The 24,610-nt window shown below is 71.3% G+C and carries 20 protein-coding genes; 14 read left to right on the top strand and 6 right to left on the bottom strand.

Annotation, left to right across the window (positions count from 1 at the left end; all coding sequences use genetic code 11):
* Positions 1-58: 58 nt before the first annotated feature.
* Both ACZ4XD_RS03630 and ACZ4XD_RS03625 read left to right on the top strand, forming a co-directional pair.
* Entirely contained in the window at positions 59-892 is an 834-nt protein-coding gene (locus ACZ4XD_RS03630) for a PP2C family protein-serine/threonine phosphatase (RefSeq protein ID WP_468037835.1), read from the top strand.
* A gap of 63 nt (positions 893-955) precedes the next feature.
* Positions 956-1,942, top strand: coding sequence for an MASE1 domain-containing protein (locus tag ACZ4XD_RS03625; protein WP_468038336.1), 987 nt, complete (start codon positions 956-958; stop codon positions 1,940-1,942).
* 31 nt (positions 1,943-1,973) lie between these two features.
* On the opposite strand, the gene ACZ4XD_RS03620 is transcribed toward ACZ4XD_RS03625, so the two are convergent.
* On the bottom strand, positions 1,974-3,035 hold the full coding sequence (locus ACZ4XD_RS03620; RefSeq protein ID WP_468037833.1) for an ATP-dependent DNA ligase: 1,062 nt from the start codon (positions 3,033-3,035) through the stop codon (positions 1,974-1,976).
* 92 nt (positions 3,036-3,127) lie between these two features.
* Between ACZ4XD_RS03620 and ligD the strand changes: the two genes are divergently transcribed.
* Complete coding sequence (gene ligD, locus ACZ4XD_RS03615; protein WP_468037831.1) at positions 3,128-4,141, top strand: non-homologous end-joining DNA ligase; 1,014 nt, start codon at positions 3,128-3,130, stop codon at positions 4,139-4,141.
* Positions 4,142-4,495: 354 nt separating this feature from the next.
* Positions 4,496-4,849 carry a hypothetical protein gene (locus ACZ4XD_RS03610; protein WP_468037829.1) on the top strand — a complete coding sequence of 118 codons (354 nt, stop codon included), beginning with the start codon at positions 4,496-4,498 and terminating at the stop codon, positions 4,847-4,849.
* 57 nt (positions 4,850-4,906) lie between these two features.
* On the opposite strand, the gene ACZ4XD_RS03605 is transcribed toward ACZ4XD_RS03610, so the two are convergent.
* Positions 4,907-6,451, bottom strand: coding sequence for an AMP-binding protein (locus ACZ4XD_RS03605; RefSeq protein ID WP_468037827.1), 1,545 nt, complete (start codon positions 6,449-6,451; stop codon positions 4,907-4,909).
* A 508-nt stretch (positions 6,452-6,959) separates the two neighbouring features.
* Here ACZ4XD_RS03605 and ACZ4XD_RS03600 point away from each other — a divergent pair.
* Both ACZ4XD_RS03600 and ACZ4XD_RS03595 read left to right on the top strand, forming a co-directional pair.
* Positions 6,960-9,044 (top strand): SpoIIE family protein phosphatase, encoded by a 2,085-nt coding sequence (locus tag ACZ4XD_RS03600; protein ID WP_468037825.1) that lies wholly within the window; start codon positions 6,960-6,962, stop codon positions 9,042-9,044.
* Positions 9,045-9,392: 348 nt separating this feature from the next.
* A complete protein-coding gene (locus ACZ4XD_RS03595; RefSeq protein WP_468037823.1) occupies positions 9,393-10,844 on the top strand; it encodes an APC family permease in 1,452 nt (483 codons plus the stop codon).
* Between the two features lie 57 nt (positions 10,845-10,901).
* Here the strand turns inward: ACZ4XD_RS03595 and ACZ4XD_RS03590 are convergent, their stop codons facing one another.
* Positions 10,902-11,240 carry a hypothetical protein gene (locus ACZ4XD_RS03590; protein ID WP_042158910.1) on the bottom strand — a complete coding sequence of 113 codons (339 nt, stop codon included), beginning with the start codon at positions 11,238-11,240 and terminating at the stop codon, positions 10,902-10,904.
* Between the two features lie 461 nt (positions 11,241-11,701).
* Here ACZ4XD_RS03590 and ACZ4XD_RS03585 point away from each other — a divergent pair, with 461 nt between their 5' ends.
* From ACZ4XD_RS03585 to ACZ4XD_RS03560, 6 genes are all read left to right on the top strand, one after another.
* Complete coding sequence (locus tag ACZ4XD_RS03585; RefSeq protein WP_468037821.1) at positions 11,702-14,437, top strand: SpoIIE family protein phosphatase; 2,736 nt, start codon at positions 11,702-11,704, stop codon at positions 14,435-14,437.
* Between the two features lie 45 nt (positions 14,438-14,482).
* Positions 14,483-14,881, top strand: a complete 399-nt coding sequence (locus ACZ4XD_RS03580) for an SHOCT domain-containing protein (RefSeq protein ID WP_468037819.1) — start codon at positions 14,483-14,485, stop codon at positions 14,879-14,881.
* 130 nt (positions 14,882-15,011) lie between these two features.
* Positions 15,012-15,824 (top strand): DeoR/GlpR family DNA-binding transcription regulator, encoded by an 813-nt coding sequence (locus tag ACZ4XD_RS03575; RefSeq protein WP_468037817.1) that lies wholly within the window; start codon positions 15,012-15,014, stop codon positions 15,822-15,824.
* A gap of 111 nt (positions 15,825-15,935) precedes the next feature.
* Positions 15,936-17,273 carry a 4-hydroxythreonine-4-phosphate dehydrogenase PdxA gene (locus ACZ4XD_RS03570; protein ID WP_468037815.1) on the top strand — a complete coding sequence of 446 codons (1,338 nt, stop codon included), beginning with the start codon at positions 15,936-15,938 and terminating at the stop codon, positions 17,271-17,273.
* Positions 17,270-18,604, top strand: a complete 1,335-nt coding sequence (locus tag ACZ4XD_RS03565) for an MFS transporter (RefSeq protein WP_468037813.1) — start codon at positions 17,270-17,272, stop codon at positions 18,602-18,604. The genes ACZ4XD_RS03570 and ACZ4XD_RS03565 overlap by 4 nt, the downstream gene beginning before the upstream one ends.
* A gap of 277 nt (positions 18,605-18,881) precedes the next feature.
* Positions 18,882-19,148, top strand: a complete 267-nt coding sequence (locus ACZ4XD_RS03560) for a hypothetical protein (RefSeq protein WP_468037811.1) — start codon at positions 18,882-18,884, stop codon at positions 19,146-19,148.
* An 89-nt stretch (positions 19,149-19,237) separates the two neighbouring features.
* On the opposite strand, the gene ACZ4XD_RS03555 is transcribed toward ACZ4XD_RS03560, so the two are convergent.
* On the bottom strand, positions 19,238-19,738 hold the full coding sequence (locus ACZ4XD_RS03555; RefSeq protein ID WP_468037809.1) for a MarR family winged helix-turn-helix transcriptional regulator: 501 nt from the start codon (positions 19,736-19,738) through the stop codon (positions 19,238-19,240).
* Positions 19,739-19,810: 72 nt separating this feature from the next.
* Here ACZ4XD_RS03555 and ACZ4XD_RS03550 point away from each other — a divergent pair, with 72 nt between their 5' ends.
* Positions 19,811-20,497, top strand: a complete 687-nt coding sequence (locus tag ACZ4XD_RS03550; protein WP_468037807.1) for a TIGR03086 family metal-binding protein — start codon at positions 19,811-19,813, stop codon at positions 20,495-20,497.
* A 92-nt stretch (positions 20,498-20,589) separates the two neighbouring features.
* A complete protein-coding gene (locus ACZ4XD_RS03545) occupies positions 20,590-20,748 on the top strand; it encodes a hypothetical protein (protein ID WP_468037805.1) in 159 nt (52 codons plus the stop codon).
* A 44-nt stretch (positions 20,749-20,792) separates the two neighbouring features.
* Here ACZ4XD_RS03545 and ACZ4XD_RS03540 read toward each other — a convergent pair whose 3' ends face one another.
* Positions 20,793-21,992 (bottom strand): MFS transporter, encoded by a 1,200-nt coding sequence (locus ACZ4XD_RS03540; protein ID WP_468037803.1) that lies wholly within the window; start codon positions 21,990-21,992, stop codon positions 20,793-20,795.
* 130 nt (positions 21,993-22,122) lie between these two features.
* Complete coding sequence (locus ACZ4XD_RS03535) at positions 22,123-23,928, bottom strand: M4 family metallopeptidase (RefSeq protein WP_468037801.1); 1,806 nt, start codon at positions 23,926-23,928, stop codon at positions 22,123-22,125.
* Positions 23,929-24,610: the final 682 nt, after the last annotated feature.

Raw genomic sequence — 24,610 nt, 5'->3', positions numbered from 1 at the left:
CAAAGACGCAGGAGCGTGCCCGCGGTGGCCTTCGGGCCGACGCACCTGGGAGCGGCCCATGCTTCGGCGTCGTCCCCCGCGGTCGGCGAGCGCGGACGATCTGCTGACCACGCTCGGGCGACTGACCGCCCAGGCGCGGGAAGGCGCCGAGAAGCAGCGGGCCCGGGTCGAGCTCGCCGAGGCGCTCCAGCGGGAGATGCTGCCCGCCGTACTGCCGGAGATACCGGGGCTGCGCGCCGCCGCCACCTACGCACCCGCCCGGCACGGCCTGGACATCGGGGGCGACTGGTACGACGGCTTCCCGCTGCCGGACGGCTCGCTCGCCTTCTGCGTCGGCGATGTCCAGGGGCATGACGTCGAGGCGGCCGCCTTCATGGGGCAGATCCGCTTCGGGCTGCGCGCCGTCGCCGGCCATGCCGCCGATCCGGGGGAGGTGCTGAGCCGGGCCAACGACCTGCTGCTCTCCGTCGACTGCGGGCTCTTCGCGACCTGCACCTTCGTCCGCTTCGACCCGGTCGCCTGGGAGCTGACCAGCGCCCGCGCCGGCCATGTGCCCGGCATCTGGGCCACCACCAACGGCCGGTCCGGCATCGCCGACGACCCGGGGGGACTGCCGCTCGGCATCGTGCCGGGGGAGAGCTATCCGGTCACCCGCCGCCGGTTCGCCACGGCGGGCGCATACGTCCTGCTCACCGACGGCGTGGTCGAGGGGCCGTCGTTCCCGATAGAGGCGGGACTGAGCCAGGTGACCCGGCTGGTCAGCGCCAACGCCGACGGCGATCCGGCCACCGTGGCGGACGTGGCGATGAGCGTGGCCGAGTTCACCGGGCACACCGACGACTCCGCGGTCCTCGTGCTGCGCTTCGACGCGGCCGCCCCCAGAGCCGGGTGAAGCGCGCACCGGGCGCGCGTGTCGCGGACGGCGCCCGGCCGTCCGCGTTGTCTGATGGCTGACGTGGTGCGCACCGAGGAACTCCGCCGTCCCGCGCCGGCAGCCCTGACGATCCTCGTGCTCGCCGGCGTCTACTACGGCACCGCGCAGATCGGGCTGCTGGAGCAGGTGGTGATCGCGGGTGCCAGGGTCACACCGTTATGGCCCCCTACGGGTATCTCCCTGAGCTGTCTGCTGCTCCTGGGCCTGTGGACCTGGCCGGGCATCGCGCTCGGCACCCTGCTGGTCGTCGCCTCCCTCAGCCCGCTCGACATCTCGGTCCTCGGCATCATGGCGGGCAACACCCTGGCCCCGGTGTGCGCCTTCCTGATGCTCCGTCGGGTGGGCTTCCGTACCGGGCTGGACCGGCTGCGCGACGGGGTGGCGCTGGTCGCCCTCGGCGCCTTCGCCGGGATGCTGGTCAGCGCGACGGTGGGCAGCGGCACGCTCCTCCTCAGCGGGGCGCTGCCGCCCGGCGGCTTCTGGCGGACCTGGGCGGCGTGGTGGGTGGGCGACGCCATGGGCATCCTCGTCGTCACCCCGCTCATCCTCGTCTGCCGCAAGGTCCGCCGGCCGACGGGCGTCCCCGCCTATCGGTGGGCCGAGGCCGCCGTCCTGCTGATCGCTTCGGTCGTGGTCTCCCTGGTGGCGGTCACCAGCGGGCTCTCGCTGCTGTTCCTGGTCTTTCCGCTGATCGTGTGGGCGGCGCTGCGCTTCCAGCTCGCGGGGGCGGCGCCCTGTGTGCTGCTGGTGTCCGTCCTGGCCATCACGGCGGCGACCCGCCGCACCGGACCGTTCGAGGGCCAGAGCCTGCTGGAGGCGATGGTCAACCTTCAGGCCCTCAACGCGTCCGCGGCCCTCACCGCGCTGCTGCTGTCGGCCGTCGTCACCGAGCAGAACGCCATCCGCCACAAGGTCGAGCAGGCGTGCCGCGAACTGGCCGAAGTGGTGGACCGGCTCGCTCCGGGGGAGAGCCGGCGCCGCTGGCCGCCGGAGGGCGAGGAGAGCTGACCCGCCCGGGTGCGGCCGGTGGCCCGTACGGTCAGCCCCGCAGCAGTTCCTCCAGGTCGTAGCCCACCGGCTCCTCCAGCTGCGCGTAGGTGCAGCTCTCCGGCGTACGGTCCGGACGCCAGTGACGGAACTGGGCGGTGTGCCGGAAGCGGCTGCCCTCCATGTGGTCGTAGGCCACCTCGCACACCCGCTCCGGGCGCAGCGGCACCCACGACAGATCCTTGCCGCCGCTCCAGCGGCTGGGCCCGCCCGGCATCCGCCGCGCCGCATGCGCCGCCTCGTCGGTCCACTCGCCCCACGGATGGCCCGAGACATCGTCCATCCGCAGCGGCGCCAGCTCCTCGACCAGCTTGCGCCGCCTGGCCATGGGAAACGAGGCGCACACCCCGACGTGCTGGAGCTGCCCGGCGTCGTCGTGCAGCCCCAGCAACAGGGAGCCGACCACCGGCCCGCTCTTGTGCAGCCGGTACCCCGCGACGACGCAGTCGGCGGTGCGGGCATGTTTGATCTTGTACATGGCCCGGTCGCCCGGCCGGTACGGCAGATCGAGCGGCTTGGCGACCACCCCGTCCAGCCCCGCCCCTTCGAACTGCGTGAACCAGCTGTGCGCCAGCCCCTGGTCCCGCGTCGCGGGCGCGGTGTACACCGGCGGACGGGCCGGCCGCAGCGCCTCGACCAGGGCTTCCCGCCGCGCCGACTGCGGCTCGTGCAGCAGCCCGGCGGAGTCGAGGGCCAGCAGGTCGAAGGCGACGAGCGAGGCGGGCGTCCGCTCGGCGAGCGTACGGACCCGGGAGTCCGCCGGGTGGATGCGCTCCAGCAGCTCCTCGAAGTGCAGCCGGCCGTCATGGGCGATCACGATCTCGCCGTCGATGACGCAGCGCCGGGGCAGCTCGGCACGGGCCGCCTCGACCACTTCGGGGAAGTAGCGGGTGAGGGACTTCGTGGTGCGGCTGGCGATCTCGATCTCCTCGCCGTCCCGGAAAACGATGACGCGGAAGCCGTCCCACTTCGCCTCGTACTGCATACCGGCGGGAATCTCGGCCACCAGCTTCGCGAGCATCGGGGAGACCGGGGGCATGACGGGCAGGTCCATGTCCCGATCCTGCGGGCTGCGGACGCATCCCGCGCGCCGGGGCGCAGCCCTTCCGGCGCGCGGCGGCGGCGCACGGTACTTAACGTGGAGTCATGGCCGGAGCCGGAGCTGTGGAGCTGGATGTCGCCGGGCGGAAGGTGCGCCTGTCGAACCCCGACAAGGTGTACTACCCGGAGCGCGGCTTCACCAAGATGGATGTCGCGCAGTACTACCTCGCCGTCGCCGAGGGGGTGCTGCGGGGGCTGCGCGACCGGCCCACCACCATGCAGCGCTTCCCCGACGGCATCGAGGGCGAGTTCTTCTATCAGAAGCGGGCGCCCAAGGGCATGCCGGACTGGCTGCCCACCGCCCGGATCGCCTTCCCCAGCGGACGGTTCGCCGACGAGATGTGCCCCACCGAACCGGCGGCCGTGCTCTGGGCGGCCAACCTGGGGTGTCTGACGTTCCACCCCTGGCCCGTCCGCCGCGGTGACACCGAGCACCCCGACGAGCTGCGGATCGACCTCGACCCGCAGCCCGGCACCGACTTCGCGGACGCCGTCAAGGTCGCCTTCGAGCTGCGCGAGCTGCTGGCCGAGCACGGGCTGCGCGGCTGGCCCAAGACCTCCGGCGGCCGCGGAGTGCACGTCTATGTACCGATCCGCCCCCGCTGGACCTTCACCGACGTCCGACGGGCCGCGATCACGCTGGCGCGGGCGCTGGAACGCCGGATGCCGGATCTGGTGACCTCGGCGTGGTGGAAGGAAGAACGCGGCGAGAAGGTCTTCGTCGACTACAACCAGATGGCCAGGGACCGGACCATCGCCTCCGCCTACTCCCTGCGCGCCCGCCCCCGGGCGACCGTCTCCACCCCGCTGCGCTGGGACGAGCTGTCCGACGCCGCCCCCGAGGACTTCGATCTGCGCACGGTCCCGCCGCGGTTCGCGGAACTCGGTGATGTGCACGCGGACATGACGGACCACGCCTTCGGCCTGGACTCCGTCCTGGAACTCGCGGACCGGCAGGCGGTGGACGAGGGCCTCGGCGATCTGCCCTATCCGCCCGACCACCCGAAGATGCCGGGCGAGCCGTCCCGGGTCCAGCCGAGCCGGGCCCGTAAGCGCTGAGGGCGTGGCCGCCCGCTGCCCGGTGGCCGGGAGGCGACGTGGTGGCCCTCCAGGAGGCGAGGCGGCCCGCGCCGCGCGTCGGACGCGCTCATCCGGCACCGGGGTGCCGGTGCCGAGGCGCTCGCCGACGCGCTGGTGGTGGAGCTGCTGCCGCCCGGCGGTGCCACCGATGCCGCGGACCTTGTTGTCATCCGGCTCTGACCAGGCCGTTCACCAGCTCGCTTTGCCGAATCATTACCGCGACTGGAGCAATTCTTGGGGCCGTTGGAGTGGCTCTCCGCCGTGTCTGCGGGGTTTCCGGCGAGGCGCGGTACTCATCGAATGTCAGATTTCCTGCCACACAGGAGAAACGCAATGCGCAAGTTCATAGGCCGCTCCGTGGCTGCCGCGGCGATCGCCGCTGCCACCGTCGTCCCGCTCGCCGGCATGGCTTCGGCCGCGCCCCAGGCGCCGGCGGCATCGTCCAACGACCACCACGGCCGTGACCACCACGGTCGTGACCACCACGGTCGTCACCATCACCACCACTGCCACCACCACGGCGGCTTCGGCTACAACGGCTTCGGCGGCATCGGAGGCTTCGGCGGCTTTGGCGGCTTTGGCGGCTACAACGGCTTCGGCGGCTACAACGGCCACAACGGCTGCGGCTACGACAACTACGGCTACGGCTTCGGGGGCTTCCCCTTCGGCCTGCTGGGCATCCTCTGACCGGCAGCAGCACAGTCGGGCCGCCACAGCTCAGGCTGCGGCGGCCCGTCGCTGCTGTCAGCCGGTCGCGCAGGTCTGTTCGGCCCGCCGCCGCAGCTCCTTCTTGTCCGGCTTGCCCACATCGGTCAGCGGCAGCGCCTCGACGAAGGTGATCCGGTGCGGCTCGTACATCGCACCGCGCTCCGCGCGGACCATCGCACGCAGCTGCTCCCCGTCGACCTCGCTGCCCGGTGCCCGTACCACCGTGGCGTGCACCCGCTCCATCCGGTCGGCGTCCCGGACACCGAACACCGCGCTCTGGAGTACCTGCGGGTGCGAGTTCAGCAGGTCCTCCAGCTCCGTGGTGTACACATGGCCGCCGACCACGACGATCATGTCCTTGAGCCGGTCGACGATGGTCAAGTACCCCTCGTCGTCGAGGAATCCGATGTCCCCGGTGTGCAGCCAGCCGTCCCGCAGGACCTCGGCGGTCAGTTCGGGCTGCTTCCAGTACCCCTTCATGATCTTTGAGGAGCGCACACAGACCTCGCCGTGCTCACCGGCCGGCAGTGCGCGGCCCGACTCGTCGCGGATCTCCACCTCGACGTCGGGCAGCACCTTCCCCGCCGAACGCAGCCGGTCGGGGCGCTGCGGATCGTGGTCGTCCTGGGTGAGCACGCTGATGGCGCCCGCCTCGTTCTGCCCGTAGCCCTGCATCAGCACCGGGCCGAACATCCGCACCGCGTCGGCGATCCGGGCCGGCGACGCCTGGCAGCCGCCGTACGTCACCGTCCGCAGGCTGGAGGTGTCGGTGTGCGGGGCGTCCGGATGGTCCATCAGCTGATAGAGCAGCGGCGGCAGCAGGAACAGCTCGGTGATGCGCTCGCGCGCGAGGGCGGCGAGCACGGTGCCGGGGTCGAAGTCGTCGAGCAGGACGACCGTGCCGCCCTCGTGCAGGGTGCGGTCGGCCATCATGCCCGCGGCGTGCGCGAGAGTGGTGCAGACCAGCTGCCGGCGCTCGAACTCCGGCTGCTGCGGCGGCACTCCGTGGAACCAGCGCCCCTGCTCGAAGGTGGTGCAGATGCCCTTCGGGTGGCCCGTGGTGCCGCCGGTGTGCCGGATGGTGCACACATCGTCGGGCCGGGCCCGGCTCGCGAACGGCTCGTCCGACTGTCCGGCCGCCAGCTCCAGCAGATCGGCGCCCACCTTCGCGGGACCGAGGACGAGGACGTCCGGCACCGGCGCCAACTCGGTGACCTCGGCGGCCCGTTCGGCGTACCGCGGGTCGACGATCAGGGCCCGGGTCTCGACATCGCGGACGATGGCGGCCTGCGACTCGGCGGACAGCTTGTTGTAGAGGTGGTTGACCCGGGCGCCGATCAGATTGGCGGCGTAGCGGGCGGCGAGGATCTCCGGGAGATTGCCGCTGAGCAGGGTGACGGTCGCTCCGCGCTCGACGCCCCGGGCGCGCAGGGCGCGGGCCAAGCGGTGGATCAGTGAGCGGAGTTCGCCCGCGGTGACGCGGCGGCCCTGGTGGACCAGGGCTTCGCGCGCCGGGTCGGCGCTAAGTGCATCGAGGTTCTCCTCCACGTAGGTGCGGAATGTCCGGGCGGCGATGGGCATGATGTAGGGCTTCCTCCTGACGCCGGCGGGTGCGGGCACGTACGCCGGGGTGGGGCCTTTGGTTGCCACAGGCAACTAACCTCAGAATAGTCGCTGGAGATCGACATCTCCAAGTCCGCTGCTGGGTAAGGGGTGCGCGCCGGTCATGGGCTGCCGCGGCCGGCCTCGCGACGCACGGTGGTCACCGGTCGCGGTCGGCCGCACGGCGCCTGGTGATCACCGGCTGCGGTCGGTCGTGCGACGTACGGTCACCGGCCCTGCTGCCCCCTCGGAACACCGTCCGGAATCATCGCCCCGAATATCGTCAACGCGGTCGCCGGCCTGGGAACCGCGTCGGATAATGCTCCCTCGCGCACGGGACGCGGACGCCCTGCGGATCTCGCTCTCCCTGCGGGGCCGTCCCGTGTCGAGAGATGATGGGGAGCAACGGAAGCACAGCGAGAACCGGCCGATGTACGGAGAGCGCCACGGCTGTCGGTCCGTGATGACCGGCGGAAGGAGTGCCTGGATGGGTGCGACCGACGCGTTCCCCGAAGGTGCTGCCCAGGTGGGAGCCACCCCCGAGCAACCCGGCGGCCTGCTGGACGTGCTGGGCGTCGCGGCGGTGATGCTGGACGCGGACGGACGGATCACCCTCTGGAGCCCGCAGGCCGAGTCGCTGTTCGGCTGGACCGCTGAGGAGGCGCTCGGCCGGCCCGCCGCGCAGCTGCTGGTCGGACCGGAGCACTTCGATCTGGTGCTGGGACTGTTCTCCCAGGTCATGGCGGGCGGGGAGAGCTGGGCCGGAGTCTTCCCCGTCCAGCACAAGGACGGCAGTACCCGCCTCGTGGAATTCCGCAATATGCGGCTGCTGGACGAGCGCGGTGAGTCCTACGCCCTGGGCATCGCCACCGACCAGGCCGTGCTGCGGCGGGTCGAGCGGGATCTGGCCCTGTCCGTCCGCCTGGTGGCCCAGTCGCCGATCGGCCTGGCGGTCCTGGACACCTCGCTCCGCTTCGTGATGGTCAACCCGGCGCTGGAGCGCATCAACGACCTGCCCGCCGACCAGCACATCGGCCACGATGTCCGGGAGGCGCTGTCGTTCCTGGACACCGAGACCATCGTGTCCAGCATGCGCGCGGTCCTCGACACCGGCACGCCACTGCTCGACCAGTACACCGTCGGCCGCACCGCCGCCGACCCCCACGCCGACCGGGCCTGGTCGGTGTCGTACTACCGGCTGGAGGACGCCCACGGCCGGGTGCTGGGGCTGGCCACCTCCGTCGTGGACGTCACCGAGCAGCACCGTTCCGCCACCGAGGCGGCCCGCGCCCGCAGGCGGCTGGCCGTCATCGCCGACGCCTCCGCCACCGTCGGCACCACCCTCGATGTCGACCAGACCGCGCACGAACTCGCCGATGTCATCGTGCCCGAGCTCGCGGACCTGGCCGCGGTCGATGTCCTCGACGCCGTGCTGAACGGCCGCCGTCCGACCTCGCTCTCCCGTGGTGGCCCGGCCCGCTTCCGGGCGCTCGCCGTGTCCGCGGCCTATTCCACCGAAGCCGTCCGGGCTGCCGACCCCACCGGTCAGATCGCCTCCTACGAGGCCGACCGGCTGATCACCCGGTGTGTGACCGAGGCCCGTCCGGTGCTCGTCCCCCAGGTCAGCGAGGGCGACCTGCCGCATATCGCCGCCGACCCGCAGGGCGCCGCGCTCCTCGGAAAGGCCGGACTGCACTCCTACCTCGCCGTGCCGCTGATCGCCCGCGGCGAGGTCCTCGGCGCGCTGTCGCTGTACCGCGTCCGCAATCCGGTGCCGTTCGACGAGGACGACGCGGTGCTCGCCGTCGAACTGGCCGCCCGGGCGGCGGTGTGCATCGACAATGCCCGTTCGTACCAGAGTGAACGGCGCACCGCGCTCACCCTCCAGCGCCATCTCATGAACCACCGGCCGCCGCAGCCCACGGCCATGGAGATCGCCTACCGCTATCAGCCGGCCCAGGCGGCCAGTGAGGTCGGCGGTGACTGGTTCGACGCCATCCCGGTGGCCGGTGACAAGACCGCGCTGGTGGTCGGCGACGTGATGGGCAGCGGCATCAACGCCGCCGCCACCATGGGCCAGCTGCGCACCACCGCCCGCGCGCTGGCCGACCTCGACCTGGACCCGGCCGAAGTGCTCCGCCATCTCGACCACATCGCCGTCGGCCTCGACCCGGCCTTCGCCACCTGCTTGTACGCCGTGTACGACCCGCACCGCATGGAGTGCCGGATCGCCGTCGCCGGGCATCTGCCCCCCATCGTCGTACGGCCGGACCGGGCGCCCGAGTTGCTCGAACTGCCCACCGGGGCGCCGCTCGGAGTCGGCGGCGTCCCCTTCGAGCAGACCACCGTAAGGCTCCGCGAGGGCGACCAACTGGTGCTCTACACCGATGGGTTGATCGAGACCCGGGACCAGCCCATCGACGCCCGTCTGGACACCCTGCTGGAGCTGCTGGCCGAGCCCCAGCAGGATCTGGAGGGCCTGTGCGACCGGCTCCTGCGCTCCCTGCGCGATGAGCACGACCACGACGATGTCGCGCTGCTCATCGCCCGCCCGCATACGTACAAGGACTGACGGGGCTGACGGGGCGGGCGGGCAGCGCGGGGGCGGCGGACCGGCCGCGGCCCGCGAGACCGGCACGGGATCCGGCGGCGGCCCTCGGGAATCCGCACCCTCCGCCTGGCCGCGGAATCCGCTTGATTTCAGCGATAGATCATGGATAAGCGTTCCCAGAGGCCATAAAAGCTACGGATTTCGTTGTCTGCGGGGCTTAACGAGGTCTTGACGTGAGTCGTCGGCAGGGGTTGTATTCGGTCACCGAAACGGGGCCCGTGGGAATCCGGGTCTGCACCGTTTTGCGGCGCTCGTCCCTCGAAGCGCCACCCCTCATGCCGCCAGCACCGATGGGATACGGATAGCGATATGCCCTACACGCCTGTTGCCCCCGCAGCACCTGGGCGGGACGCCCGTAGCGCGACGGAGGGGGACGCCTCCAACGGCCCCAAACTCACCCGGTCGATCGGTGTGGTCGGCGGCACCCTGCTCACGCTGTCCTGCCTGACCCCGGCGTCCTCGCTCTTCGTGATCGTGCCGGACTCCTTCGCCGGCCTGGGCACGGGCACCGCACTGACCATCGCCGTCGCGGCCCTGCTGTGCATCGGGGTGGCCTTCACCTACTCCGAGCTCGGCACGCTGATCCCGAGCTCCGGCGGGGAGTACGCGATGGTCGGCACGCTCATGGGACGCCTGGCGGGGTGGCTGGTTTTCGTGCTTTCGCTGATCGTCGTCATGATCGTGCCGCCCATCATCGCCCTGGGCACCGCCGACTATCTGGCGCCGATCGTGCAACTGGATCCGCAGTACACCGCCGCTGCCGTGATGCTGCTGGCCACCGCGATGGGCCTGCTCGACCTACGTGCCAACGCCTGGATCACCGGCATCTTCCTGGTGCTGGAAGTCGTGGCCTGCGCGGTCGTCGCCTTCCTGGGCTTCACCCACACCCAGCGCTCCGCGTCCGTGCTCGTGCACCCCGTGGTCGATGCCGGGGGCGGCCACAGCACCGCCGTCACCGCCGGGCTCATCGTGACCGGTCTGGCCACCGCGCTCTTCATCCTCCAGGGCTTCTCCACCGCCGTGTACCTCGCCGAAGAGATGGACAACCCCCGCCGCAACGTCTCCCGCACCGTGCTGTGGACGCTCGGCATCGGTGTGGCCGTCGTCCTGATCCCGGTGGTCGCGATCACCCTCGGCGCGCCCGACCTGAAGACCCTGGGTGCCGGTGATGTCGCCGGCATGGTGCAGGACTGGAGCAACTCGGGCATCGGCACCTTCGTCAGCCTCTGTATCGCCCTGGCGATCATTAACGCGGCGATCGTGATGGTGATCCAGAACTCCCGCGTGGTCTTCTCCTCGGCGCGCGACGCGGCCTGGCCGGCCGCCGTCAACCGCGTCTTCTCGCACGTGGGCCGGCGCTTCGGCTCCCCGTGGGCGGCCACCCTCGCGGTGGGCGTACCCGGCGCGGCGCTGTGCTTCGTCAACCTCGACACCCTGAGCGAGGTCACCGGTGTGGCCGTCGCCGCGATGTATGTCTTCGTCGCCCTGGGGGCCCTGGTCTCGCGCCGGGGTGAGCACAAGCACCGGGCGGCCTGGCGGATGCCGCTGTGGCCGGTGGTCCCGGCACTGCTGGTCATGGTGCTGGCGTGGGTGCTCTACCAGCAGAGCACCGAGAGCCTGGTGATCACCGGCGTCATCGTGGCCGGCGCCGCGCTGTACTGGGCGTGCTATCTCCGGCCGCGCCAGGAGACGCACTGGGTGATCTCTGTCCCCGAGGATGAGCAGGCCCCGCCCGAGAAGCCCGCCTCGCTGTCCGTATAGGGCCGTGGAAGCCGCAGAACCGCCCGCCCGGAGCTTTTGCCCGGGCGGGCCTTCTCTTTACCGCCCGGTGAGCCGGGAGAGCGCCAGCGCGTCCAGCAGGAGGCATACGTGGTCGACGGCGTCCCGCCCGGCGGGGCTCTCGGCCACCGGTGCGTCGTCGAGCAGCCCGGCGGTTCCCCGCAGCAGGTCCAGCAGTCGCCCGGTCATGTCGGCAGCGGGTTCCGTGTGCGCAAGGGCGGACCGGATCTGCTCGCTCGTGAGCGGCAGACCGGTTTCGAGGAAGTGGAACAGCGCCACGGCGGTACGCCGGTCGGCATCGTTCGGCTTCCACAGTCCGAGCGCGTGGTGGTCGATGAGCGCGGCCGCCTCGGCTCGGATCTCCTCGGGAACATGCATGCCCACGAACGTCTCATACCGTCCCGACGGCGAGTGTGACGCCAAGGGTGCCCCCAGGGCCGGCCCCGGGTCGCCGCCGGGGTCCCGGTGAACCGTGCTGACCAGGCACGTTGTGCGGGCGCTGCGCTCACTCGACCGGCAGAGCCCGATCAGGCAAGCGGCCGGGCCTGTGGGAAGAGTTACATGAACCCCTGACACCTTGGGCGATTTGTTCCCGATGCGGTGGCGCCCGGCCGAGGCCGGGTATGTCCTCTTAGTCGGAGAGGTTCGCATGTGTGCAGCAGTAAAACCTACCCGGGGGTCTTCCCGCCCTCTGGCGCCCCGCGGCGGATCACGGGATCATCCTCGGAAAAGCCGTGAGGCCACCCGGCGGGACGGGACCTCGCGGACATGCCCTGGTGGCTGCTGCGCTCCGCATCGCGCGGCTCGCCCACCGTATGCGGGAGGTGTAGAAAGAGGACATGGCCGGACGCTACGGCCGCCCGCGTTCGGTTCTCAGGATGCGAACTGTCGCAGGTCAGGTCTTTCTCCTGCAGGTGGCGATCGTGGTGTTGCTCGTCGCCGCCGCCATTGCGGCACTTGTGCTGCAATCCCGGTCCGACGCAGACCGCGAAGCCCGCAACAGGTCCGTCGCCGTCGCTGAAGCCTTCGCGAACGCGCCGGGCATCGAGACAGCGCTGAAGAACGACCACCCGACCACCGTGCTGCAGCCGCGGGCGGAGGCCGCCCGCAAGCGCTCCGAGGTCGACTTCATCGTCGTGATGAACACCCAGGGCATCCGCTACACCCACCCCATCGCCAACCGGATCGGCAAGAAGTTCGTCGGCACGCTGCAACCGGCGCTGGCCGGCCACGTGGTCACCGAGAAGATCACCGGCACCATCGGGCCGCTCGTCCAGGCCGTGGTGCCGGTCTTCAGCCACAGCGGCCCGGACAAGGGAAAGGTGATCGGGCTGGTCTCGGCCGGGATCACCGTCAACCGCGTGAGCGGTGTCGTCGACGATCAGTTCCCGCTGCTGTTCGGCGCCGCGGCCGGCGTCCTCGCGCTGACCACCGGCGGCACCGCGCTGGTCAGCAGGCGTCTGCGGCGGCAGACCCACGGCCTCGGCCCGGCCGAGATGACCCGGATGTACGAGCACCACGACGCGGTGCTGCACGCCGTACGCGAAGGCGTGATCATCGTGGGCGGCGACGGCTGTCTGCTGCTCGCCAACGATGAGGCGCGCCGGCTGCTCGGCCTGCCGCCGGACGTCGAAGGGCGCCAGGTCGCCGATCTCGGGCTCGACCCGGCCACCGCCCATCTGCTGGCCTCCGGCCGGGTCGTCACCGACGAGGTCCACCCCGTCGGCGACCGGCTGCTGGCCGTCAACCAGCGCTCGACGGACCAGGCCGGCGGGCCGCCCGGCAGCGTCACGACGCTGCGCGACACCACCGAGCTCCGGGCGCTGACCGGCCGTGCCGATGTCGCCCGCGGCCGTCTGAAGCTGCTCTACGACGCCGGTACCGAGATCGGCACCACCCTTGACGTGGTGCACACCTGCGAGGAGCTCGCACAGTTCGGCGCCTCCCGCTTCGCCGATATCGTCACCGTCGATCTGGCCGAGGACGTGCTGATCGGCGAGGAGCCCACGTCCCCCGGCGGCCCGACCGTCGAGATGCGGCGGATAGCGTCCAGCGGCGCCCCGCCGGACAGCGGCCTCTACCCCGTCGGCAAGCTGATCCGCTTCGAGCCGGCCACCGCCCTCGGCGCCGGCCTCACCAGCGGCGAAGCGGCCCTGGAAGCGGATCTGACGGCGTTCGCCGGCTGGCATCTCCAGAGCCCCGAGCGCGCCAGGAAGATCGTCCAGCACGGTATCCATTCGAGGATCGCGGTGCCGCTGCGCGCCCGCGGCGTCATCCTGGGCGTGGCCATCTTCTGGCGCTCGAACGAGCCCGAGCCCTTCGAGGAGGAGGATCTCTCCGTCGCCGAGGAGCTGGTCGCCCGCGCCGCGGTGAGCATCGACAACGCCCGCCGTTACACCCGCGAACACACCATGGCGGTCACCCTTCAGCGCAGCCTGCTGCCGCGCGCCCTGCCGGAACAGAACGCTGTCGAGGCGGCCTACCGCTATCTGCCCGCCCAGGCCGGCCGCGGCGGGCTCGGCGGCGTCGGCGGTGACTGGTTCGACATCATCCCGCTGCCCGGCGCCCGGGTGGCGCTCGTCGTCGGCGATGTCGTGGGGCACGGACTGCATGCCGCCGCCACCATGGGCCGGCTGCGCACCGCCGTCCACAACTTCGCCAACCTGGACCTGCCGCCCGACGAGATCCTCTGGCACCTCGACGAGCTCGTCACCCGCATCGACCAGGACGAGGGCGCCGAGGAGGCCGAGGGCTCGGTCACCGGGGCCACCTGCCTCTACGCCATCTACGACCCGGCGTCCGGGCACTGCACCATGGCACGCGCCGGGCACGTCCAGCCCGTCCTGCTGCGGCCGGACGGCACCGCCGAGGTCGCCGACGTGCCCGGCGGCCCGCCGCTCGGGCTCGGCGGTCTGCCCTTCGAGACCTGGCAACGGCAACTGCCCGAGGAGAGCCGTCTGGTGCTCTTCACCGACGGCCTCGTCGAGGACCGCAACCGGGACCTCGATGAAGGCATGGCGCTGCTGAGCCGCACCCTGGCCGACCACCCCGGCCGGACACCGGACGAGACCTGCGAGGCCGCGCTCGGCGCGCTGCTCCCGGACCGGCCCAGCGACGACATCGCGCTGCTCGTCGCCCGCACCCGGGTGCTGGACACCGAGCATGTCGCCGACTGGGAGGTGCCGCCCGACCCCTCGGCGGTGGGTCAGATACGGGCCGCGGCGGTCCGCAAGCTGATCGAGTGGGGCCTGGCGGAGGAGGCGTTCACCGCCGAGCTGATCCTCAGCGAGCTGGTCACCAACTCCATCCGGTACGCCTCCGGTCCCATCGGGGTACGCCTGATCCGGGACACCTCCCTGATCTGCGAGGTCTCCGACCGCAGCAGCACCTCACCGCATCTGCGGCAGGCCGCCACCACGGACGAAGGCGGCCGCGGACTCTTCCTGGTCGCCCAATTGGCCGAACGGTGGGGGACCCGCTACACGGCCGGCGGCAAGGTCATTTGGACGGAACAGGCCCTCAGCGGCCTGGATGTGGTCGCGGCGGAGGCCGATGGCGAGGGATCCTTGAGCTGACGGAAGGGATGAGCTCGGGGGCTCCCAGCGCCATAGGAGGCCGTGATGGACTACCCGCTGCTCAACGCGTTCTGGACCATGTGCCTGATCTTTTTGTGGGTCATGTGGCTGATCCTGCTGTTCCGCATCATCGGTGACATCTTCCGCAGCCATGACCTCAAGGGGTGGGGCAAGACCGGCTGGCTCGTCCTGGTGATCCTGCTGCCCTTCCTGGGCGTCTTCATCTATGTGATCGCCCGCGGTCACGGGATGACTGAACGGGAGGTCGCCCAGGCCGAACGGCAGCAGAAGCAGATGCAGGACTATCTGCGGAAGACCATGGCGACCGGTGACGACGAGGCGAGCCGGCATGCGGATTCCCTGGCGAAGCTCGCCGAGCTGAAGAAGCACGGCGACATCACGGAGGAGGAGTACCAGAAGGCCAAGGCGAAGGTTCTCGCCTGACCACACAGCACCCCGAAGGTGGCGCCCGCCGCTGCCTGCTCGACTGCTACTCTCCAATTGCGCGAAACGCGCAACTTGAGAGGTCCCTTCGGGACGCCGGCAGCGGCGGCAGGCAGAGGCGGGCAGTGACGTGACCAGCGGGGAACGCTCGGCCACCCGGCGCCGGCGCGAGCGAATGGTGGAGCTGCTCGGCGCCGGTGACATCAGCGTGCACGATCTCGCGGCGGAGTTCGATGTCTCGCTGTCCACCGTCCGCCGCGATCTGGCGACACTGGCCGCCCTCGGCCGGATCACGCGCACATACGGCGGTGCGGTCGACCACCGGGCCGTCGAGCGGCCCTGGCACGACAAGGAGCACGAGCAGCGCGGCGAGAAGGACGCCATCGCACGCGCGGCGGCGGGCCTGGTGCGCAGCGGCGATGTCGTCCTCCTCGACGCGGGCACCACCGTCGCCCGGCTGGCACACGAGCTGCGGGACCGCGGCGACCTCACCGTCGTCACCAACGGCCTGTCCACCCTGGTCGAGCTGGCGGACGCGGAGGTGGAGGTGGTGGTGCTCGGCGGCCGGCTGCGGCGTCCCAACGAGTCGCTGCTGGGCACCCGGACCGAACAGGCGCTGCGCCGGCTCACCCCGGACATCGCGTTCCTCGGTGTCGACGGTCTCGATCCCCGGCGGGGCATCAACTGCCCGGACCCGGAACAGGCCGCGCTGAAGGAGACGATGGCCGAGTGCGCCCGGGCCGCCTGGGTGCTCGCCGACCACTCCAAGCTCGGCGGGGGAGGGGGCTTCCCCTACTGGGCGCCGATGCCGGCGGGGACCGGCCTGATCTCCGGGGGCGGGCAGCGGGAGCTGGCCGCGTTCACGGACGCGGGATGGTCGGTGCACCCGGCCGCGGTGCGCCCCGAGGACGGCGCCGAGGGCGCCCCGCTGCACACCTCTTGACAGTCCGTTCGGCGAGTCGCCACCCTGAATTGCGTGAATCGCGCAACAAAAATGCGCGGTTCGGTCGCTTTGGTGCCGGCGACGGCACCGGAGCCGACGGGAGGATACCGGGTGGCCCAGGTGCTCGTCATCGGAGACGACCTCACCGGCAGCAATGCGACCGGTGCGCTCTATGCGCGACAGGGCCTGCGGGCCGTCACCATCGGCGACCTCGACCGCATCACGCGCTACGCGGAACGGGTGGACGTCCTCGTCATCAACACCGCCTCACGCCACTGGAGCCCCGCCCGCGCCTACGCGGCCGTCCGGGCCGCCGCCGAAACCGCGGGTGCGGCGCCGCTGATCGTCAAGCGCGTCGACACCATCCTGCGCGGCAATCCCGGCAGCGAACTCGACGCGGTGGTGGATGCCCTCGCCGCCCGCGAGCCCGAGGCCCGGATCCGGACCCTGGCCGTCCCCGCCTTCCCCGACGCCGGCCGGACCACGGTGGGCGGTCTGCATCTCGTCGACGGCGTTCCGCTGACCCGGACAGCCGTGGCCCACGACCCGTTCGACCCGGTCCGGCATGCCCGGGTCGCGGCCGTACTGGGCGCCCGGAGCCGGCGCAGCACGGCCGAACTGGCCCTGGACGTGGTGGAGCGGGGGCCCGACGCGGTGGCCGCGGCGCTGCGGGCGAGCCCGGCCGACATCGTGGTCTGCGCCGCCACCGAGAACGCACATCTGCGCACGGTCGCGGCGGCCGCGGCCCGCCTCGCCGCCGAGGCCCGCATCCGCTGGGTCGCGCGCTGGACTCGGGCTCCTTCGGCGCCGCCCTCGCCGCCGAAATGGGCCTGCGGCCCCAAAGCGGCGCCCCCGCCACCGTCCTGGCGGTCGTCGGCAGTGTTCGTGGTCCGTGGCCTCAAGATCTTCTTCACCACCCGCCATCTCGCCCTGCGCAAGGCGCTCGACCAGATCACCGAGGAGCGGGTCGCCTCCAGCATCCGGCACGCCACCACCGCACTGCGCGTCTTCGGCCATGACGAGCCCCGGCTCGCCGTCGCCGCGATCAATCCGCACGGCGGCGAGGGCGGCCACTTCGGCGACGAGGAGATCACCGTCCTGCGTCCCGCGGTGGAGAAGGCGGCCGCCGAGGGCCTGGGCGTGGTGGGGCCGGTCCCCGCCGATTCGGTCTTCCACCAGGGCCTCGAAGGCCGCTTCGACGGCGTGCTGTCGCACTTCCACGACCATGGCCATATCCCCGCCAAAACCGTCGACTTCGACGGCACAGTCTCCGTCACGGTGGGGCTGCCGATCCTGCGGACCTCCGTCGACCACGGCACCGCCTTCGACATCGCGGGCAGCGGCCGCGCCTCGTACGGCACGATGGCCGCGGCCTTCCGCGCCGCCGCCGGCTTCAGCCGCTTCACCGACCGGATCCGGTCCGCCTACGGAACGGCGGCCGCCCGGTGACGGACGCCCGCCCGCAGTCGACCCCGCAGTCGGCCCCGCCGTCGCCCTCGCCCGCCGCACCCGTCAAGCGCTGGGCGTACGTCATTCCGGTCGCCGCCATCATGTACATGCTGGCGTACCTCGACCGGAACAATGTCTCCGTCATCCTCCCCTACATGCACGGCGACCTGGAGCTGTCCAACGCCGACAAGGGCCTGGTCGGCGGCATCTTCTTCGTCGGCTATGTCTTCCTCCAGATCCCGGCCGCGATCCTCGCCCAGCGCTGGAGCGCCCGGAAGACCGTCCTCATCCTGATGGTGGCGTGGGGGCTGGCCGCGTCGCTGTCCGGTCTCGTCCAGACCAAGTCGCAGTTCTACGCGGCCCGTTTCGTGCTCGGCTTCTTCGAAGGCGGTGTCTGGCCGGCCGTACTCATCCTGCTCGCCTCATGGTTCCCGCTGCGCGAACGGGCTCGTGCCAACGCCCTGTGGATGGCCTGCCTGCCGCTCTCCTCGGTGTTCATGGCGCCGCTGTCGGGGTGGATGCTCGACCATGCGAGCTGGCGCTGGGTGCTGGTGCTCCAGGGGATGCCGCCCCTGGTGTGGGCGGTCGTCTGGTGGTTCGCGGTCGCCGACCGGCCCGCGCAGGCCCGGTGGATCTCCCGCGCCGAGGCCGACCACGTGGAGCGCTCCATCGCCGCCGACGAGGCCGCGAAACCAGCGGCGGGCAGCGGCTCGTACCTCGACGCGGTCAGGCAGAAGTCCGTCCTCGTCCTCATCGGCGTCTACTTCTTCTGGATCACCGGCTTCTACGGCTTCAATCTGTGGCTGCCCTCGGTCATCAAGGAGCTGACCCACGACGGCTCGTCCACCGAGGTCGGGCTGCTCACCGCCATCCCCTTCACGGTCGCCCTCGCCGTGATGATCGCCAACGCCGCCTGGTCCGACCGCACCGGCAGACGCCGGCAGGCGGTGGCCGTCCCGCTGGTCGTGGGCATCGCGGCACTGCTGCTGGGCCAGGCCGTGGACGGCGCCCTGCCGCGGATGCTGCTGCTGTGTGTGACGGCCGCCGCGGTCTACGCGCCGTACGGCCCGTTCTGGGCGATCCCCGGTCAGTTGCTGCGCTTCGAGGTGGTGGCCGTCGCCATGGGCCTGATCAACGCCCTGGGCAATCTCGGCGGCTTCGCCGGCCCCTATCTGGTCGGCTGGCTGACCGACGCCACCGGCTCCAGCGTGACCGGTTTCGCGGTGCTCTCCGGCTTCCTCGCCGTCGCCGTGGCACTGGTGGCGCTGGGCCTGCGCACGGCCCCCCGCCCCGTACGCCGCCTATCCGAGCAGGCGGTGGAAGGGGCCTGATGAGTCTTTGGCTGATGTGCCATCAGTAATGCGTGCGCAGGCTTCCCATGTAGTGCCCCCGCCGGGATCGCCGACATCGCCGACATCGCCGACGGGGGCGCTGCTGTTGCCTCAACTGTTTCCTCAACGCGGCGTATCCGTACACGAGAGGGAGGGTCGGCGGGTTGATCAATTACTCCAACTCGCCCAATTCGCGACGTGTCAGGTTTTGGGAGATTCCGTAAAGGTGCATCCTGAAAAGGTCGATATACCCCTTTGATCCTCTCGAGGAGCAGACATGCGCATCCGCGCCGCGATCGCAGCCAGCGCCCTGGCCACCACCATCGTCATGGGCGGTGCGAGCGCCGCCCTGGCCTGCAACATGGGCAAGGTGCACAAGGACCGTCACCACCACCACTACAAGAACCACCACGGCCACGGCCACCACGCGTCCTGCTGGCTCTCCGCGGGTGTGCTCCACCACGTCGGCCCGGTCTTCAGCGAGGGCTGCGAGCGCGGCGGCTGGGGCTGGGGCGGCGACGACGACCACCGTCGTAACCACTGAGTCTTTCCAGACGGTGCCGGCCGACGGACCCACGGGTCCGTTCGGCCGGCACCGTCGGCATGTGCGGGCCGCGCCGCCCGCCCGACGGGTCAGGTGCGGGGTGAACCCCGGCCGGGCTTCCGCGCCGTCAGCTCCGGCAAGGTGGCGAGAGTCCGCAGCGCCCGCAGGAGGCCCGCGCGATCGGCGGCCGGAAGTTGGGCGAGCAGCCGTTCCTCGCCTTCCTGGATCGCGGCCTGTGTCGTATCCCGCAGCCGCCGGCCCTCGGCGGTGAGGGACAGCAGACGCACCCGGCGGTCCTCGGGATCCGGCTGACGGCGAATCAGCTCCCGGCGCTCCAGGTCGTCCAGGACGGCGATGATGCGGGTCTTGTCCGCCCGGATGGCCTCGGCCAGCGCCGCTTGCGTACGGATCGGCGTCTCGTCGAGATGCAGCAGGACCGCGTAGGCCCACATCGTCAGACCGTGTGCGTCAAGGACTGGCTGCTCCGCCGCCATCAGCGCACGACCCAAGGGCACCACCATCGCCGCGAGGTCGGGACGGCGCGGCCGCCCTCCGGAGGGGTTGCCCTTGTCGGCTGCGTTCTCGGCCATGGTCACGAAAATACCCGTTGACAATTCATGGGCTTGAGCTGATCGTAAGCACATGCATACGAATAGAATGCTGTGAACGCGTCCGCGCCGCACCCGGACTTCGCCGGCCTCCGGCGGCTCCACGCCAAGGCGGTCCGGGACAGCGTGGCCCTTGTCCGACGGATGACCCCTGGCGATCTGTCCCGGCCGACCCCCTGCTCGGCATGGACGCTGGCCGATCTGCTCGCCCATATGACCGCCCAGCACCACGGCTTCGCGGCGGCAGCGCGGGGAGCGGGACGGGAACCGGCGCACTGGTCGGTCCGGCCGCTCGGCACCGACCCCGTCGGGGAGTACACCGCCGCGGCAGAGAACGTCATCGCCACCTTCGCGACCGTGGAGGGCCCGGACCAGGCGTTCGCCCTCCCGGAATTCAGCGCCGGCCGGACCTTCCGCGCCGCTCGTGCGATCGGCTTCCACCTCATCGATTACGTGGTGCACAGCTGGGACGTCGCCCGCACCCTGGGCCTGGCATACACCCCGGCTCCTGAACTCCTGCGGGCCGCCCTGCCGATAGCCCGCGCCGTCCCGGACGACGACTCCCGGCTCGCCCCGGGCAGCGCCTTCCGGCCGGGGCTGACCGCCGGGGAGGACGCGGACGCCCTGGAGCAGCTCCTGACGGCTCTCGGCCGCTCGCCGCACTGGCCCGGGCGGCGCGCTCTGGACGGGTACCGGACTACGCCGCGCCGGACACCTTCCATGTCCTCCGCGACGATCTGACGCCCGGCACCGCCTTCAGCGCCGCCGCCCAGCACGTCGCCTTCGCCCTCGGCCGGTACTTCTGTGTCGGTGCGCTCCTGGCCAAGGCCGAGGTGGAGACCGCCGTCAATCAACTGCTCGACGCGTTTCCCGCGATGGACTTCGCGGAGGGTACGCCGCCCACCGACGCGGGGGTCTTCACCCGCGGGCCGGAGCGGCTGCGGGTGCGGCTGGTGCCGGCGGACGACCGGGCCCGGGCGGGCCAGGACTGACGGTCCGCCGGAAGAGCGGTGCGGGTTCCGGTGCCCGGCGCCGGTCAGTTCTCGTCGGCCGGCGGGTGTCGCAGTACGTAGAGGCCGACGGCGACGGCGAGCACGATGACACAGGCGGAGAAGGTCAGGCCCGCGCCGCGCAGGCCGAGCACCAGGGTGAGGGCGCCGACGCCGACCACCGGCAGCGAGATGCCGAGATAGGCGACGAGGAAGAAGGCCGAGATGGTGCCGCCGCGGTGCGCGGGCGGTGCCGCGTGGCCCACGGCGGTCAGCCCGGCCCGGAACGCCAGGCCCTGGCCGACGCCACCGCACACCGCGCCGGTGACCAGCAGCGGCAGGGAGGTCACGGCCAGCGAGGTGGCCACCAGCAGCAGGCCCACCACCAGTACCAGGCAGCCGCCCGGCAGCGCCCGGCGGACCCCGATCCGTTCGGTCAGGGACTGTCCGGCGGTGGATCCGAGGAACACCGTGAAGACGACCGCCCCGGCAACGGCCAGATTGCGCACCCCGAGAGTCTCGTGGAGGAAGCTCGGCGCGACCGCGGTGAACAGTCCCAGGAGCGCGAACCCGGCGAACGCGGCGACGGCCGAGGGGGTGAAGACGCCCCGCACCTCGGGCGGGAGCCGCAGGCCCTGGGGCCGCAGCTTGTGGAGGCGGCGCGGAGGGCCGACGGTCTCCGGCAGGAACCAGGTCACCCCGGCCGCCCCGGCCACCAGGAGGAGATGCACCAGGAACGGCAGGACCAGCGGCCACGGCGCGTACTGGGCCAGCAGCCCGGACAGCAACGGGCCGCAGCCGAGGCCGCCCATGTTCGCGGCGGTGGCGGCGAACCCCGCCTGCGCTTCCTGGCCGGGCCGGGCGAGCTCCAGCACGGCCGCGGTGGCGGCGCCGCTGAACAACCCGGCGGCGAAGCCGGACAGCACCCGTCCGAGCAGCAGCATCGGCAGCCCGCCCTCGAACACGAAGCACAGCGCGCTCGCCGCCGACAGCCCCAGTGCGCACAGCAACACCGGCCGCCGGCCCACCTCGTCGGAGACATTGCCGGCCAGCAGCAGCACCGTGATCACCCCGAGGGCGTACACGGCGAAGACCACGGTCACGATCAGCTCGGAGAAGCCGAGCTGCGCGCGGTAGAGCCCGTACAGCGGGGTGGGCAGGGTCGTCCCGGCCATACCGACGGCGAACACACCCGCCGCCGCCGGATAGCCGAGCCGCCGGGTCCCGCCCGTGCGATCGATGATCATGGCGACAAACGTAGGCTTCCGCTGCCACCCCGTCGAGGACCCACCGCGGGGACCCCGAGGAGCGGGAAAAGCCGAGCGTGGCACCCCCGCGGTCGGCGGGGGCACCACGCGGGGCCCGGTGCGGGACGGATCAGTGCTTGGCGGAGGGCGTGTTGGACGCCTTCACATTCACGGCCGCCCAGGCCTTGTTCACCGTCTTGTACTCGGTGCTCTTGGCGCCGTACATGTCCTTGGCCGCACGCAGGGTCGCGGTCCGGGCATCGTGGAAATCGGTCGTGGAGACCATGTACCGGGTGAGTGCCCGGTAGAAGATCGCCGTCGCCTTCGTCCGGCCGATGCCGGTCACCTTGGAGCCGTCCACGGTGGGGGAGTTGTAGGCGACCCCGCCGATGGTCTTCTTCCCGCTGCCCTCGGCGAGCAGGTAGTAGGCGTGCGAGGAGACGCCGGAGCCGGCGTGCACCTCGGTGTCGTAGGACGCCTTCGACCAGTAGTCGACCGTGCCTTCGAGCTTGTCGAGGGACGGCTTGTCCAGGCGGCGCAGGAACTTCTGGTCGAGTCCGAGCTTCTCGCCCAGCAGGTAGTTCGGCGGGTTCTTCGGGTTGTTGGTCGAGAACTCGACCGCGCTGCCGAAGATGTCCGCCAGCGACTCGTTGAGCGAGCCGGGCTCACCGAACTGGTTGCCCTCGATGTCCACCCGGGTGGGCTGGAGGTTGGCGGTCGCGTCGACGACGCCGTGGGAGAGCTCATGGCCGGTGACGTCCAGGACGACCAGCGGCTTGGTGAACGTCCGGCCGTCACCGTCGCCGTAGAGCATGCAGCCGCAGTCGGGGGACCAGAAGGCGTTGCCGACCTTCTTGCCGAAGTGCACCAGGGCCCGCGCCCCACGGCCGTCATTCTTGATGCCCTTGCGGCCGAACGTCTTCTTGTAGAAGTCGAGGGTGCTGGCGATGCCGTACTGGGCGTCGACGGCGGCGGTGGCCCGGTTGCTGGTGGTGCCGTTGCCCCAGCGGTTGGTGGTGCTGGTGAACGCCTTGCCGCCGCTGAACTTCTCCAGTTCCTTGTCGCCGGCGTCCCGGGTCTCGGTGTTGCCGCGGGTGGGGTCCTTCAGGGTGAAGGACTTCTTCGCGGTCTGGGTGGTGGACAGCGGCACACTGCCGACGAAGAAGGACGCGCCGGTGCCCTTGGCCGTGGCCGGGAAGCCGGCCGACTTCGCCGTCTGGCCGGTGGCGGGCGCGGCGGGGGTGACCAGCCCGGTCGAGGGGTTGAGCCGCTCGCCCCGCGCGCGCAGCTTGCGCTGGAGAGCGGGCGACAGGAACGAGTCGTCGGCCTGGACGTTGCTGAGCACCGCGCCGGTCGCCGCGTCGAGGACGACCGTACGGGCGCCACCGGACTCGGCGGTACGGCTGTCGGTCACCTCCACCTGATAGGCCAGCGTCGTACGGCCGTTGCGGGCGTCCACGACCAGTTCGGCGTCGCCGGCCTGGCCCTTGCCCACGGCGGCGGCCTTCGTCCGGGCCTCGCCGGCGGACAACTTCGGGTCCGTGCCGGTCATGTCGACCTGATGACGGTAGGCCCGGGTCACGCCCTCGTACGCCGAGTCGGCCGTCAGGTGGACGACGAGGTCGCCGCCGAGCACCGGCATTCCCCGGTGGGTCCGGACGAAGCGGACATGCTGCCGGCCGTCCGGGTCGACGAGCGTGTCGGTGGCCTTGAGGGTGTCCTTCTTGCTGACCCCGGTGGCCGTGGCGTGCGCGTACGCGGCGTCGCGGGCCGCGTCAACAGCCTTCTGGACAGCGGGAGTTGCGGAGGAAGCAGCGACCGGCGAGGCCGGCGGGGTCGCGGAGGCACTGCCCGCCACACCCGCTGTCAGGGTGGCGGCCGTCGTCACGGCGACCGCGATGGCCAGGCGGTGTCTGCGTATGTGGGGTCTACGCACTGATGTGGATCCTTAGCGCTGCGGGGGCGGTCGGCTCGCCAACCGCCCGTACGCGCGGTGCTGTTGTGCACCACGGGGGCCGCGGGGCCCCGCGCAAACCCTGGTATGCCTGGCATGGGCATGTAAAGAGAAATGATCAGGAATCGCGTTTCAGTGGGCGAAATTTAACAATTGGTCAGCATTAAGTAGCCAACAGGTGACCAACTGTGGTCCACCTGAGGAGACATGCGGTGGCGCGAAATGGTTGCTCGGAAGATGAGCGAAACTGTGGGCTGCTACGGGAGCGGGCTCGCCTGCGACAAACGGCCGTCGGCGCGGGGGTGTTGGAGTGGGGGAGCGCTCTCATCCCGAACGGTTCACGACGATCTGGCCCGCGCTGTGATCCGGTCCGTGGCGCGGCGGGGTCGGCGAAAGAGAGGGGCGGGGCCCGGCTACGGAGAGGAGCGGGGGCCGGCTACAGAGCGGAGCGGGGCCCGGCTATGGAGGGGGCGTGGGTAGGGCCGGTGATACGGCGCGGCCGCCCCGCCCGGCGCCGCTCGTCAGGTCAGGGGCCCCGGGTCAGGGAGCGGCCGGGTCAGGGTGACGCCCTAGGAGTTGTCTTCAAATGTCACGCCCACATCAGGAGCGATGCGAGGGTGACGGCGGCTTGGTAGGACTCGACGGTCTTGTCGTAGCGGGTGGC

The sequence above is a fragment of the Streptomyces sp. NPDC029466 genome (assembly GCF_055574515.1).
The sequence above is the reverse complement of the archived record's forward strand: the minus strand, read 5'-3'. Positions and strand labels throughout refer to the sequence as shown.

What these genes read in the sequence shown, in the direction of transcription:
- ACZ4XD_RS03555 (WP_468037809.1), bottom strand. Translation starts at nt 19,738, where the DNA reads ATGGCCGAGAACGCAGCCGACAAGGGCAACCCCTCCGGAGGGCGGCCG.
- ACZ4XD_RS03610 (WP_468037829.1), top strand. Translation starts at nt 4,496, where the DNA reads ATGCGCAAGTTCATAGGCCGCTCCGTGGCTGCCGCGGCGATCGCCGCT.
- ACZ4XD_RS03590 (WP_042158910.1), bottom strand. Translation starts at nt 11,240, where the DNA reads ATGCATGTTCCCGAGGAGATCCGAGCCGAGGCGGCCGCGCTCATCGAC.
- ACZ4XD_RS03600 (WP_468037825.1), top strand. Translation starts at nt 6,960, where the DNA reads ATGGGTGCGACCGACGCGTTCCCCGAAGGTGCTGCCCAGGTGGGAGCC.
- ACZ4XD_RS03560 (WP_468037811.1), top strand. Translation starts at nt 18,882, where the DNA reads ATGCGCATCCGCGCCGCGATCGCAGCCAGCGCCCTGGCCACCACCATC.
- ACZ4XD_RS03580 (WP_468037819.1), top strand. Translation starts at nt 14,483, where the DNA reads ATGGACTACCCGCTGCTCAACGCGTTCTGGACCATGTGCCTGATCTTT.
- ACZ4XD_RS03605 (WP_468037827.1), bottom strand. Translation starts at nt 6,451, where the DNA reads ATGCCCATCGCCGCCCGGACATTCCGCACCTACGTGGAGGAGAACCTC.
- ACZ4XD_RS03595 (WP_468037823.1), top strand. Translation starts at nt 9,393, where the DNA reads ATGCCCTACACGCCTGTTGCCCCCGCAGCACCTGGGCGGGACGCCCGT.
- ACZ4XD_RS03540 (WP_468037803.1), bottom strand. Translation starts at nt 21,992, where the DNA reads ATGATCATCGATCGCACGGGCGGGACCCGGCGGCTCGGCTATCCGGCG.
- ACZ4XD_RS03585 (WP_468037821.1), top strand. Translation starts at nt 11,702, where the DNA reads ATGGCCGGACGCTACGGCCGCCCGCGTTCGGTTCTCAGGATGCGAACT.
- ligD (WP_468037831.1), top strand. Translation starts at nt 3,128, where the DNA reads ATGGCCGGAGCCGGAGCTGTGGAGCTGGATGTCGCCGGGCGGAAGGTG.
- ACZ4XD_RS03630 (WP_468037835.1), top strand. Translation starts at nt 59, where the DNA reads ATGCTTCGGCGTCGTCCCCCGCGGTCGGCGAGCGCGGACGATCTGCTG.
- ACZ4XD_RS03620 (WP_468037833.1), bottom strand. Translation starts at nt 3,035, where the DNA reads ATGGACCTGCCCGTCATGCCCCCGGTCTCCCCGATGCTCGCGAAGCTG.